The following is a 13,548-nucleotide window of genomic DNA, read 5'->3' as shown; positions in this document are numbered from 1 at the left end:
CAACCAATATAAATAATACATGGAAGTAGAGGAGATCACATCAAAAAGCAGCCCAATAGTTGAGGATGAAGCCACAGAGTATATTGAAATATATGGTGCACGTGAGCACAACCTGAAAAATATAGACCTTAAGTTTAAGAGGAACCAATTGGTGGTTATTACAGGAATAAGTGGTAGTGGTAAGTCTTCTCTTGCTTTTGACACACTGTATGCTGAAGGCCAAAGGAGGTATATGGAAAGCTTCTCCGCCTATGCCCGGTCTTTTATTGGAGATATGGAACGTCCCGATGTGGACAAAATCAATGGATTGAGTCCGGTTATTTCTATCGAACAAAAAACTACCAGCCGAAATCCCAGATCAACGGTGGGTACTGTTACCGAAGTATATGATTTTATGCGACTTTTATTTGCTCGGGCAGGAGAGGCATTTTCTTATCTTACGGGAGAGCGAATGCAGAAACAAACCGAAGAGCAAATTTTATTGCATATCCTTTCTTATTTTGATGGGAAGAAAATAGCGATTTTAGCTCCAGTGGTAAAAGGAAGAAAAGGGCATTATCGTGAGCTTTTTGTTCAGGTGAGTAAACTTGGGTTTGGCAAAGTACGGGTGAATGGAGAAATGATGGATTTGGTTCCCAAAATGCAGGTTGATCGGTACAAAACTCATGATATTGAAATAGTAGTTGATAGAGTCCTCGTACGGGACAAAGACAAGACGAGAATCAATCAATCCTTAAAAACTGCCCTACAACACAGTAAAGGAATCATTATGATTCTGGATGAGAACAATCAGGAGCATCATTTTTCCAAGTACCTGATGGATCCTAAAACTGGTCTGGCCTATGACGAACCAGCTCCCAATACATTTTCTTTTAACTCACCTTATGGTGCTTGTCCGGAATGCAATGGATTGGGGCAGATTGAAGAAATAAGCAGGAAATCTATCATTCCGGATGAATCTATAAGTATCAGTCGTGGAGGCATTCTGCCGCTTGGTGAATTTCGGGATATTTGGATTTTTAAGAAAATAGAAGCCCTCCTGAAGCGCCACAAGGTAAACCTGACTACTCCTATCAAGGACATTCCGGAGGAGGTGATGCAGGTTTTGCTTTATGGAGACAGTGAGCCTGTAGCGGTAAAATCTGTAAAATATCCGGGTACGGATTGGCAAACCAAGTTTGAGGGCATTGTCTTGTTCCTTGAAAAACAAAAAGATACCGGATCAGAAAAAATACAAAAATGGATCAAGGATTTCACTAATGTTACCACTTGTCCTGAATGTAATGGCCAAAGATTAAAAAAAGAGTCGCTGCATTTTAAGATTGATAATAAGAATATATCGGAACTTGCTTCTCTAAATATTGAAGCTTTGACAGAGTGGTTTGAAAATCTGGAACAGAGGTTGACCGAACGTCAAAACATTATTGCTACAGAGATATTAAAAGAAATAAGAAAGCGTTTGGGCTTTTTACTTGATGTCGGGTTAAACTATCTGGAATTGAACAGGCCATTGAAAACCCTCTCAGGTGGAGAAGCTCAACGTATTCGTCTGGCAACACAAATTGGTACCCAGTTGGTAGGCGTTTTATACATCCTGGATGAACCAAGTATCGGGCTTCATCAGCGAGACAATATGAAATTGATCAAGGCACTGCAGGATTTGCGTGATTTGGGAAATACTGTCATTGTGGTGGAGCATGACAAGGACATGATGCTCAATGCTGATTTTGTGATAGATATAGGGCCGGGAGCAGGAAGGCATGGTGGACAAATTGTATCTGCAGCCAGCCCTCAGGATTTTGTGAAATCAGATACCATGACAGCCGCCTATTTGAATGGTGTCAAAAGTATTGAAGTACCAGCCTCAAGAAGGCCAGGTAATGGCAATGCTCTAATCCTAAAGGGTGCAACAGGCCACAACCTCAAAGAGGTAACCTTAGAGCTTCCTTTGGGAAAAATGATTTGCATCACGGGGGTTTCCGGTAGCGGGAAATCATCGTTGATTCATGAAACGTTGGTGCCAATCCTTAATAGAAAATTTTACAGGTCGAGAAAAGAACCTCTGCCTTATAATGAAATCAAGGGGATTGAATATTTGGACAAAACCATAGAAGTAGATCAATCTCCTATTGGAAGAACACCACGGTCTAACCCTGCCACTTACACAGGTGTGTTTTCTGAAATCAGGACATTGTTTTGCCAATTGCCGGAGGCAAAAATCCGTGGATACAAACCAGGCAGGTTCTCTTTCAATGTAAAAGGAGGTCGGTGCGAAACATGCGAAGGGGCTGGAATGAAACTCGTAGAAATGGATTTTCTACCAGATGTACATGTGCCTTGCGAAACATGCAAGAGTAAAAGATATAATCGGGAAACGTTGGAAATCAGGTTCAAAGGCAAATCAATTTCAGATGTGCTGGAAATGACTGTAGAGCAAGCTGTTGAGTTTTTCGAAAACCAACCCAAAATTGTACGGAAAATAAAAACGCTGAATGACGTAGGGCTGGGATACATTACCCTTGGGCAACATGCCACTACACTTTCTGGAGGTGAGGCACAGCGGGTAAAACTAGCAACGGAACTATCCAAAAAAGATACAGGTAAAACCTTCTATGTATTAGATGAGCCTACTACAGGCCTGCATTTTCAGGACATCCAACATTTACTCGTAGTACTCAACAAGCTGGTGGAAAAAGGTAATACTGTTTTGGTGATAGAGCACAACATGGACGTGATAAAGGTGGCAGATCATATTGTTGACTTGGGACTGGAAGGAGGTCATGGTGGTGGAAACATTGTGTTTAGTGGTACTCCAGAGGAAATGATCAAAACAGATAAAGGGTTTACTGCAACATTCTTGAAATTGGAGATGTAAGCATTATTTTCTGAACAATAATCAACCACAAAAAAAGAGACTGTTTCATCAGAAACAGCCTCTTTTTTGTAGCCTAAAATCAGGTCAATAAATCAAACCCGTAAAAAGAGCTTTTGTTTGTACATTATGTACAAAAATCCCCATTGTACGGCAAGGAAAGCAAATACCATCACTACGGCATTGTACGGTTCTCCTACAAGTTGTCCCAACCAACCAAACATGGCAGATGCAGTATAAGACCATTTGATAAAATCTCCTGCCATATAGATAAGTATGGAGTTCATCCCAATTATCTTGAAGAAGAATGCCCATTTCACATACCCTAATATATCGATGATATAATAAAATGTAGCCATCAGGATCATGCTGATTCCTCCACACTGTAGTGCAAAAGAACTAGTCCAAAGGTTTTTATTGATAGGGAAAAACAAGTTCCAGATTTGAGCTACTACAATCAGGCTGGCTCCTATAATCACCAAACGCAAGGCAGTTTTTGTTTTGTCGGCTTCAGTAGTATTTTTCAACAGGTTCCCTGTGTATATACCAAGTAGTGCGGTAGCAACAGCAGGAATGGTAGAAACCAATCCTTCAGGATCGTGAATACCAAGGTATAACCTACCTGGCATCAGAATTCTATCCAGATAAGACACAATGTTTCCTTCCATAGTCATATCTCCCATAGGAAATCCCGGAGCAGAACCCAAGGTTAATAACAACCAATAGCCAATAAGAATGGAGAAAAACCAAATAATCTGTCCTCTTTGCTTGGTGTATAAGAAGATAATGTTGGCAAACATATACCCCAAACCGATACGGCCCAGCACACTTCCAAATCGGATTTCTTCAATAGGCATGATTTTCAGCCCATTGTTATATACAACTCCCAGAAGTACCAATATCAACCCCCTTTTGATTACCCTGAATAACAGGCTGTTTGTAGTTTCTCCTTTTTCTATTTGTTTGCCAAGAGAATATGGTGTGGCAACTCCGGCCAAAAACAAAAACAGTGGGAAGATTATGTCATAGGCGGCAAACCCATGCCAATCAGGATGTATAAATTGTACGGCCAGTACATGCCAAAAAGGAGCTTCAGTAATTTCTGCCATCTTGTGAAAAATCTCCTCTGCTCCCATGATCCAGAACATATCAAATCCACGAAGGGCATCCAGTGAATAAAGGCGTTGGGGGTTAATAATTTGTTTCATCTTAAAAATTTAGTTATCAAAAATTAATACTTGCACTTGCTTCTATCGTCTTTGATATAGTATGATTTATAGTTTTTGGCTTTGGGGTCTTTGCACCCGCAGAGATCAAGTAGCTCTATGCTCGCAAATTGTGTGGGATGGCTTTCTGCCTGAATGGTAATATAGCCTTCACCGATCGATTTTCCTTCGATAAGTATTGCCGGATCAGCAAAGTCGAGTGTCCCTCCCATTGTAGGGTTTGTGAAAGTTAATACAGTGTCACCTTCTACTACATGATGAACAATAGAATCACCCAAAACTATAGCTTCAACATTTACCCATTGTTCACCATGATAGGTTTTAGAGGTTGAGTTGACACAGTGAGGAGTGAAAAATTCACCATCTAATATTACATTCGTTCCTGGGGTACATAAGTTTCCGGTAGATCTTTCTCCTTCGCCACTTCCAGCCAGCAATTGCATTTCCAATGAAATAGGAAAGGATTGTTTCAGTCCCATGCTTTCAACAGATTGTGCATGAAGCATTAATCCATTATTCCGGTAAGCCCACCCTGCTCCTCCTTTTACCTGTTCGCCTACAAATCGATATCGGGCTTTTATTCGGTAATGAGAGAATTTATCCTTATAAAACAGATGGCCATATTCATTGGTAAATTCTGTGTAATCATCGTAAGAGGAAGACAAATAACCATCCTGAATCCGAAAAGTATTATTGAAATTTTCACCTACCGGATATCCCGCAATCTTGGGAGTCCAGCCTGCCATGTCTTTTCCGTTGTACAGTTGAATCCATTCTTCTTTTGCTGCATCAGCATTCTGAGTGGTAGAGGTACAACCGTATATAATAGCGAATAAAAGAAGGGTTATTAACGCTTTGGCAGCATTTAATATTGAATTCATAAAAGGTTTGGTTTGGTTAATTTTCATAAAAGTAAACTAATCTTATAAATCCATCGCTTTCCTTCAACTCTTTCTGCTTTGGAAATTCGTTTTTTTAGCTAATTCCTAAATGGAAAATGATTTTTGTGTCCACGAGAACACGCTCTTTTTAGCCATTTTTCTTATAAAAAAATTGTGAACAACAATTAAGCCAGATCATTTCACGGCGTTTAAATATAGGATGATTTTACGGATACCGTTTGTCACAATCATTTCCAAAAGTTCAATTATCAATGGGCTTCCAGCCAGTTGTTGCCTTCTCCCATGCCCACTTCCATAGGCACATCAAAAGGGATTGCGGCTTTCATCAGTTCCTCCACTTTGGATTTCAACAAACTCAATTCATCCACATGAGCATCAAATACCAATTCATCATGTACTTGCATGATCATTTTAGACCGCAGCTTTTCTTTTTTCATCCATTGATGAATGTTGATCATGGCTACTTTGATCATATCGGCAGCACTTCCCTGGATAGGTGCATTGATCGCATTTCTTTCGGCATAGCCCCTAACGGTTGCATTCCTTGAATTGATGTCTCTCAAATACCTTCTTCTTCCAAGAATAGTTTCTACATATTCCAATTCCTTGGCTTTGTTGATAGAATCATCCATGTATTTTTTAATGGCTGGAAATTCAGTAAAGTACGCTTCAATAATTTCAGCAGCCTCTGTCCTGGAGATACCTATATTTTGAGACAGCCCGAAAGCGGAGATCCCATAAATCAAACCAAAATTAACTTCTTTGGCTTTACGCCTTATGTCTGGGGTCATCTCCTCCATGGGTACTTTGAAAACTTTTGACGCTGTGGTAGCATGGATGTCTCTGCCATTTTTAAAAGCATCGATCATGCTTTCATCTCCTGCCAATGCTGCAATTATTCTCAATTCTATTTGAGAATAATCGGCAGAAAATATTTTGTAATCATCTCCTCTGGAAATAAATGCTTTTCGAATCTCCCTACCTTTGGGAGTCCTAATAGGAATATTCTGAAGGTTGGGATTGTTGGAGCTCAAGCGCCCGGTAGCAGCTACCGCCTGACGGTAATCTGTGTGAATCAACCCATCCTTTTTGCTGATCAGTTTGGGCAGAGCATCAACATAGGTGGACTTCAGTTTTTGATATTCTCTGAATTCCAAAATACTGTCGGCTATCTCGTGTTCCTTGGCTAGTCTTGTTAAAATATCTTCTCCGGTAGCGTATTGGCCTGTTTTGGTTTTTTTGGGTTTGTCCACCAGCTTCATTTTGTCGAATAAAATCTCACCCAACTGCTTTGGCGAACTCAAGTTGAATTCCTGACCAGCTAATTCAAAAACTTTGCTCTGAGCGGTTATGCTCAGCTCATTGAGTTCTTTGGACATCACTTCCAAAACGGCAGTATCGATTTTTACTCCATTATACTCCATGTCAGCAAGCACCACTGACAAAGGTTCTTCCACGTCATGCAGTAATTTTGAAAACCCCTGCTCTTCTATTTGTGGTGCCAGCAGATGTTTCAACTGGAGCGTAATATCAGCATCTTCGGCGGCATATTCTGTGACGGTTTGCACATCTATATCCCGCATGTTTTTCTGGTTTTTTCCACTACCTATTAAATCCTCAATGGGTACTGGTGTGTAATACAACATGTTTTCAGCCAGTGCATCCATTTTGTGTTTGGTCTCAGGATCCAAAATATAATGGGCAAGCATGGTGTCAAACATTTTTCCCTGCACCTCAATACTATAGTTTCTCATCACCTGAATGTCGTACTTCAGGTTGTGTGCGATTTTGATGATGTCTTTGTTTTCTAAAACCCCCCTGAATTCGTCAGCTATTTTTTGTGCCTCAGCCTGATCCTCCGGAACGGACACATAATAGGCTTCTCCCGGTACATAAGAAAATGCAATTCCTACCAGTTCGGCTTCTTCCGGATTTACGCTGGTAGTTTCTGTATCAAAGCAAAACTCCTTTTGTAAAGACAAATACTTAGCTAAGGATTTTCTTGATTCGGCAGTATCTACGAGGTAATAGTCATGTTCAGTATTTAGGATTGACTTTTTTTCTGTTACAACTACAGGAGCAGGGGCTTCCTCAGGTGATCCGAAAAGTCCCAACTGAGAATCGGGAGTCTTCGTTTTTTTTGAAGGTTTTGCGGTAGGAGCAGGTTCATCATTTCCATCTCCGAATACTCTTTTCAGTGTGGTTTTAAATTCCAGTTCATCGAAGATTTGCCTGACTTTTGGTTCATCAGGATCAACCAACACTAATTTTTCTTCTTCAAATTCTATAGGAACATCTATTTTTATTGTAGCCAGTTGTTTAGATAAAATTCCCTGTTGACCAAACTCCTCTACCTTTTCTTTCATTTTACCCTTTAGTTCATGGGTATTTTCCAGAAGACCTTCTACAGTGCCATATGCCTGCAAAAATTTGATTGCCGTTTTTGCACCCACTCCCGGAATCCCCGGAATATTGTCCACTGCATCACCCTGAAGTCCAAGAATGTCTCTGACCTGATCTACATTTTCAATCTCAAATTTTTCCAGTACTTCCGGTATGCCGAGTATGTCAACACCATTGCCCATGAAGGCAGGTTTGTACAGATAAATATGCTCCTCCACTAGCTGGGCATAATCTTTATCGGGAGTCATCATAAAAACCTCAAAATCCTTTTTTGCCGCAATTTTTGCAAAAGTTCCAATGATATCATCCGCTTCAAACCCATCCAGTTGGAGTACCGGAATGTTGAACGCTTTAACCACATCTTTGATAATGGGAATCGCTATCCTGATGTCTTCAGGTGTTTCTTCCCGTTGTGCCTTGTATGCCGGAAACTCAATGTGTCGGAAAGTCGGAGCACTGGTATCAAAGGCTACTGCTATATGCGTAGGTTTTTCTTTTTTTAATATTTCCAATAAAGAATTGACGAAACCAAACACTGCACTGGTATTCATTCCTTTGGAATTGATTCTTGGATTTTTTGAAAATGCAAAGTGAGCTCTGTAAATTAGAGCCATAGCATCTAGTAAGAATAGTTTTTTCTCTGGTTTACTCATGGAGTAAAAATAAGTATTTAGTCGTTGGTTACTTAAGAAATAGTAAGAAAAACCGCTCGAAAAAATCATAATATGAAGAGGCCAATGGCTCTATCTCATCCCTCGACATAGTGGTGATTTCACCAAGTCATCGTTTTAATTTTGCTTTTCTGTCCGTATTTTTGGCATATGCTAAAACTAGGAGATACTTACACATCCAAATTTACCATTACTCAGGAGCAGGTAAATGCATTTGCCCAATTGAGTGGTGACGACAATCCCATCCATATTGATCAGGAGTTTGCTGCCAATACGCCGTTCAAACAAACCATTGTTCATGGAATCTTTTCAGCTTCCGTATTTTCAAAAGTGCTGGGCACGGAATTTCCCGGACATGGGTCGATCTATCTGGGTCAGAAGCTGGAATTCAAGCGTCCGGTTTTTCCAGGCAAAGAATATGAAGCCCGTTTCGAGATCACAGAAACACGTGAAGGCAAACACACCGCTGTGGTTTCCACTCAGGTATTCGAATTGGAAAGAGGAAAAATCGTGATTGACGGCTGGGCAGAGATGATGAACAAGGAGCAGTTGCCTTAAGGAGTGGCTTTAGTAAACTATGTTTATTATGCAGAAAAACTAACCGCACATTTCAGCGCATTTGGTTTTTTGCAAAATAATTCAACTCAAAAAAATCTGAAGGGCTTAAGTTTTGCTATTCGCCTTTGCGGTTTTTAAATTTGTACATGGACGTTCTAACACCTGAACAGAGAACGAAAAACATGAAAGCCATAAAAAGCAAGAACACCAAAATGGAGGTGAAACTTGCAAAGGAATTATGGACACGAGTTTACAGGTTTAGAAGTAATTCAAAATTTGTGTTTGGTAAGCCTGATTTCAGCCTCAAGAAACACAAAATTGCTATTTTTGTAGATAGTGAAGACTTTCATGGAAAGGACTGGCAAACAGAAAAACACAGAATCAAAACCAATCGTGAATTCTAGTGGAATAAGGTTGAATCCAATATCAATAGAGGCAAAACAGTTAATCTGAAATTAGAATAATCCGGTTGGAAAGTTCTGCGGTTCTGGTCTGGTGAAGTCAAAAAAATGTCGATTTTAGTTGATATGCAAAAAGGTCAAAGACTTTGGACGAGAGAGGAATTAATTCTTGCAATAAACCTTTATTGTAAGCTGCCTTTTGGCAAACTCCATAAAGGAAATCTTGAGATTATTCATCTATCTAATCTTATTGAAAGAACCCCAAGTTCTGTGGCATATAAGTTAGTAAATTTTGCCAGTCTTGATCCGAGTCTCCAAGTTCGGGGAATCAAAGGTGCTTCAAATTCAAGTAAGCTCGATAAAGAAATCTGGGACGAATTTTATTTAAATTGGGATGAAGCTGCATATGAAAGTGAAAGGCTTTTGGCTTACTTTGAAAAAAAGAGTTTTGATGACTTAGAAACGGAGATACTCTTATCACAAACAGAGGGAAAAGAAAGAGAAAGCCGGATTAAGGTAAGAGTTAACCAATCGTTTTTCAGAAAGACAATACTTGCATCCTATAACTATAAATGCTGTATTACCGGAATTGATCAACCAGAATTACTTGTTGCAGGACACATCAAACCATGGAGTCTTGATGAAAAAAACAGACTGAATCCAAGAAACGGTTTTGCGATGAATAATTTGCATGATAAGGCTTTTGAAAACGGATTGTTCACGATTTCTCCTGACTACAGGATTATAGTATCAAAAGAGCTAAAGAAAAGTAAAGACAAAGCAATAGGTGAATACTTTCTACAATATGACCAGAAAGAAATAATACTACCTTCCAAATTCTTACCCGATCCGGAATTTCTTAAATATCATAACAATGAACGATTTAGAAAATAACCTAAAGTTTGAGTATTTGTATCGTGATGCAGGTAACTACAAACAGTTTGGTAGTGCTGTATTTAAAAATCCAACACTAATAGAACCAGATGTTGCCACAGAAAAAATCAAGCCTTGCTTAATAGATGGTGAGTTTTTTTATCCTGACAAAGTAAAAGTGCCTCGTTTGGAAAATTATGAATTTGATCCTGAAATGGATCACGATTGGTATGAATTCGAAAAATTCTCATTAACTAATGAAAAGCCAACAGAGGTAATTAGCGCACAAAATTTTCTAGATTGCTTTGCGAGAGGGATAGAAGCGGCACAAAATATAGTGGATAGACCGACTCGTAGGGAGGTGTAGGCGCTAGAGATGAATATCGTCAACGAGATTTGGCAAAGGATTTCCTTTTTTGACGGACGATAACGTAGGTGATCTACTCGTCTTGGTAAAAAAGTCTGCTGATTTTTTCGAAGGCTATGTTTTAAGTAGCGATGAGGATATTGAGGATTTCTTCGCCGCTCTAAATATCTCATCGACGGAAACAAATGCCATAATTCCGAAGCAGCAAGAACAAACCTCGGAAGATCGGCTCCTTCAATGTTTTATTGCCTACGTCCACACGTTAGATATTGACTTTCCTCCAACTATTGATTTAGCAACCAACGCCAGAACCTGTTACATCTCATCATACAATGTAACACCAAACCAAATCAAGACTCATCCTGATAAAGAACTTTTGAACTGGTTAGAAGCCGAATATGATCTTTTCAAAACCATTGAAAATGATAGATATTCGGAAATCATCCAAACTCCTTTTCAAACAGTTGAAGACTTGGTTAAAACCGCAAACACAATACTAAACAGAAGGAAAAGTAGAGCAGGAAAATCTCTTGAACATCATTTAGAGGAAGTTTTCAGAGTTTTCGAACTGATATTCCAAACTCAAGTAACAACTGAAAACAACAAAAAACCAGATTTTCTATTTCCCAACATAGAACTTTATAACAACCCAGAATTTGATGAAAACAAACTAATTCTCCTCGCTTCAAAAACAACATGCAAGGATAGATGGAGGCAAATTCTTAACGAAGCAGATCGAATCAGAACAAAGCATCTGTTCACACTGCAACAAGGAATTTCGAAGAATCAGCTTCAAGAGATGAACGAATATGGAGTTCAACTAGTAGTTCCCAGAGCTTATTTGACCAGTTTTTCAGCGGAACATCGTGGTGACATACTAACTCTCGAACAATTTGTAAGATTTGTGAACGCAACTCAGAAAAAACCAACCCCTTAAGCCATATATATTACCAAGTGCCACATATCCAATGAACAAATCAAAACTTGATAAAGAGTATTGACTGCCCTTCCTCATGGTAAAAACCCCAAAATCAACCTCTTTATTTGCCATAGCAGTTTGTTGTCGTTAACTTTTCATTCCCAAAAACAACATACAAATGCTCAAAAAAATAATAGTGACCTTACTGGTTATTCTGTTGCTGGTTGCAGCAGGTGGTTACTTGTACATTCAACAACTCAAGCCAACTTATTCAGGAGAGTTAACACTCAAAGGCCTGTCCGGTGAAGTGGAAATATTTTTTGATGACTATGGCATTCCGCACATCTATGCCCAATCGGAGGAAGATGCTTATATGGCTTTGGGTTATGTGCATGCTCAGGACAGGCTGTTTCAAATGGAAATAGTCAGGAGAATAGCTCCTGGCAGACTGTCTGAGATATTTGGAAAAGACATGGTGAAAACCGATAAGTTTTTCAGGACATTAGGGATCAATGAATACTCCAAAGAGTCTGTAGAAAAGTTTAATGCTGAAGCTGATGAAAAAATAAAAAGGACAGCTAATGCTTACCTGAAAGGGGTTAATCATTTTGTGACCTCAGGACAAACTCCAATTGAGTTTACCATACTTGGCATAGAAAAAGCGCCTTTTACTTTGATCGACATCAACAATGCCATTGGCTACATGGGTTTCAGTTTTGCTTCTGCCCAACGGGTAGAACCCATCCTTACTAAAATCCAGCAGGAACTGGGAGTAGATTATTTAAATGCCCTTGATTTGGGGTTGAGTGAAAAGACATTGCCCATAAAAAACTATCCGAAAATAAATGCTGAAACAGCATTGTCTGAGTATGCCAGTGAGGTAATGAATAATCTTCCGGCTGCAATATGGATGGGAAGCAACAGCTGGGTACTTGGTCCGGAAAAAACAAAATCAGGTAAAGTAATTCTTGAAAATGATCCTCATGTAGGTTTTTCACAACCTGCTGTTTGGTATGAGGCACATTTAGAAGCACCCGGGTTTTCATTCTACGGTTATCATATCGCAGGAGTGCCCTTTGGGGTATTTGGGCATTCTCGCCAATATGCAATCGGTCTTACCATGTTTACCAATGACGACATAGATTTTTTTCAGGAAAAAATCTCACCAAACAATCCTGATCAATATGAACACAAAGGGGAACTCAAAAATATTGAAACCAGAGAGGAGACCATTATGGTAAAAGACAGCTCTGATGTCACCATGACTGTGAGGAGCACCGTGCACGGACCGATTGTCAATGATGTGCTGGACTTAAAGCATGATCCGGTCAGCATGTATTGGACATTTACCCAAACTGCAGGCACTATTTTGGAAATTTTATACAAAACAAATCACTTAAAAAATATTGACCAGGCAAGAGAAGTTGCCAGTACTATTCACGCACCCGGCCTCAATGTAATGTATGGCGATGCAGAGGGGAATATTGGTTGGTGGGCTTCTGCCAAAATAATTCACAGAGCCGATAGTGCCCATAGTGCTCTGTTCAACAATGGGGCTTCCGGAAAATACGACCCTATGGGGTTTTATGATTTTTCTGAAAACCCACAAACCGAAAACCCACCCTGGAACTATGTATATAGTGCCAACAATCAAACCAGGCTGACCTCCGGTCAATTGTATCCGGGACATTATGCTCCGGAAAACCGGGCCAGAAGAATCGTGTCTTTGTTGGAGAAGAAAGAAAAATTTGATGCCGGAGAAATGAAACAAATGGCACTTGACGTGACATCTGAAAATGTGCCTGAAGTAGTTGCTTCCATTATGGATGGAATAGGAGAGGATAAAAGGCTTTCTGATTTTTCTAAAAAGGCTTTAAAAATATTGAACGGCTGGGGTGGCAGCTTCTATGCCATAGACAATGCGCCCGTAATTTATAATAAATGGATTTATAAAATACTGGCAGCAGCAATGGAAGATGAATTGGGGGAAAAGGATTTTAACGAACTGTTTAGCACTCATATGATTCAGCGCAGTTTTCAGCCTTTGTTTGCCAATGACAGCACTGCCTGGTGGGATAATAAAACCACGAAAGAGGTGCAAGAATCCAGAACGGATATCTTTATCGCTGCTATCAATGAAGGCATGGTAGAACTCGAAAATCAACTTGGAAATGACATAGACAATTGGAAATGGGGGAAAGTACATACGCTGGAACACAACCATCCTTTTGGGAAAGTAGAAGCACTAAGGAAATTTTTTAACGTTGGGCCTTTTGAGGTAGATGGGAGCAACATGGTCATCAACAATTTGAAATTTCATTTTAATAAAACAGGAAAATACGAGGTAAATGCCGGG

Annotated in this window: 10 protein-coding genes; 7 read left to right on the top strand and 3 right to left on the bottom strand. The window is 39.6% G+C overall.

Translation table 11 applies throughout. From position 1 onward, the window contains the following. Nucleotides 1-19 precede the first annotated feature (19 nt). Nucleotides 20-2,875 (top strand): excinuclease ABC subunit UvrA, encoded by a 2,856-nt coding sequence (gene uvrA, locus AAOP42_RS18255; RefSeq protein ID WP_349530010.1) that lies wholly within the window; start codon nucleotides 20-22, stop codon nucleotides 2,873-2,875. Nucleotides 2,876-2,967: 92 nt separating this feature from the next. Here the strand turns inward: uvrA and AAOP42_RS18250 are convergent, their stop codons facing one another. From AAOP42_RS18250 to polA, 3 genes are all read right to left on the bottom strand, one after another. Further along, nucleotides 2,968-4,080 (bottom strand): acyltransferase family protein, encoded by a 1,113-nt coding sequence (locus AAOP42_RS18250; protein WP_349530009.1) that lies wholly within the window; start codon nucleotides 4,078-4,080, stop codon nucleotides 2,968-2,970. 23 nt (nucleotides 4,081-4,103) lie between these two features. Beyond that, nucleotides 4,104-4,979, bottom strand: a complete 876-nt coding sequence (locus AAOP42_RS18245) for a 3-keto-disaccharide hydrolase (protein WP_349530008.1) — start codon at nucleotides 4,977-4,979, stop codon at nucleotides 4,104-4,106. A gap of 269 nt (nucleotides 4,980-5,248) precedes the next feature. Continuing rightward, a complete protein-coding gene (gene polA / locus AAOP42_RS18240; RefSeq protein WP_349530007.1) occupies nucleotides 5,249-8,056 on the bottom strand; it encodes a DNA polymerase I in 2,808 nt (935 codons plus the stop codon). A gap of 168 nt (nucleotides 8,057-8,224) precedes the next feature. Here polA and AAOP42_RS18235 point away from each other — a divergent pair, with 168 nt between their 5' ends. The 6 genes from AAOP42_RS18235 to AAOP42_RS18210 all read left to right on the top strand — a co-directional run. Continuing rightward, nucleotides 8,225-8,632, top strand: a complete 408-nt coding sequence (locus AAOP42_RS18235; RefSeq protein ID WP_349530006.1) for a MaoC family dehydratase — start codon at nucleotides 8,225-8,227, stop codon at nucleotides 8,630-8,632. A gap of 146 nt (nucleotides 8,633-8,778) precedes the next feature. Beyond that, the gene (locus AAOP42_RS18230; protein ID WP_349530005.1) at nucleotides 8,779-9,036 is read left to right on the top strand and encodes a hypothetical protein; all 258 of its coding nucleotides are present in this window, start codon (nucleotides 8,779-8,781) and stop codon (nucleotides 9,034-9,036) included. Nucleotides 9,037-9,141: 105 nt separating this feature from the next. Continuing rightward, nucleotides 9,142-9,927, top strand: a complete 786-nt coding sequence (locus tag AAOP42_RS18225) for an HNH endonuclease (protein ID WP_349530004.1) — start codon at nucleotides 9,142-9,144, stop codon at nucleotides 9,925-9,927. After that, nucleotides 9,908-10,273, top strand: coding sequence for a hypothetical protein (locus tag AAOP42_RS18220; protein WP_349530003.1), 366 nt, complete (start codon nucleotides 9,908-9,910; stop codon nucleotides 10,271-10,273). The genes AAOP42_RS18225 and AAOP42_RS18220 overlap by 20 nt, the downstream gene beginning before the upstream one ends. Before the next feature lie 49 nt (nucleotides 10,274-10,322). Further along, a complete protein-coding gene (locus tag AAOP42_RS18215; RefSeq protein ID WP_349530002.1) occupies nucleotides 10,323-11,210 on the top strand; it encodes a type II restriction endonuclease in 888 nt (295 codons plus the stop codon). Between the two features lie 160 nt (nucleotides 11,211-11,370). Further along, a partial coding sequence (locus AAOP42_RS18210) for a penicillin acylase family protein (protein WP_349530001.1) occupies nucleotides 11,371-13,548 on the top strand: 2,178 nt, incomplete at its 3' end.

The organism is Reichenbachiella sp. MALMAid0571 (assembly GCF_040151475.1).
Taxonomy (GTDB): Bacteria; Bacteroidota; Bacteroidia; order Cytophagales; family Cyclobacteriaceae; genus CAXBNB01.
This window is presented reverse-complemented; position numbering and strand designations above follow the sequence as displayed.

Bases quoted from the DNA above. Each gene is read 5' to 3' on its own strand.
- uvrA (WP_349530010.1), top strand. From the start codon at position 20: ATGGAAGTAGAGGAGATCACATCAAAAAGCAGCCCAATAGTTGAGGAT.
- AAOP42_RS18250 (WP_349530009.1), bottom strand. From the start codon at position 4,080: ATGAAACAAATTATTAACCCCCAACGCCTTTATTCACTGGATGCCCTT.
- AAOP42_RS18245 (WP_349530008.1), bottom strand. From the start codon at position 4,979: ATGAATTCAATATTAAATGCTGCCAAAGCGTTAATAACCCTTCTTTTA.
- polA (WP_349530007.1), bottom strand. From the start codon at position 8,056: ATGAGTAAACCAGAGAAAAAACTATTCTTACTAGATGCTATGGCTCTA.
- AAOP42_RS18235 (WP_349530006.1), top strand. From the start codon at position 8,225: ATGCTAAAACTAGGAGATACTTACACATCCAAATTTACCATTACTCAG.
- AAOP42_RS18230 (WP_349530005.1), top strand. From the start codon at position 8,779: ATGGACGTTCTAACACCTGAACAGAGAACGAAAAACATGAAAGCCATA.
- AAOP42_RS18225 (WP_349530004.1), top strand. From the start codon at position 9,142: ATGTCGATTTTAGTTGATATGCAAAAAGGTCAAAGACTTTGGACGAGA.
- AAOP42_RS18220 (WP_349530003.1), top strand. From the start codon at position 9,908: ATGAACGATTTAGAAAATAACCTAAAGTTTGAGTATTTGTATCGTGAT.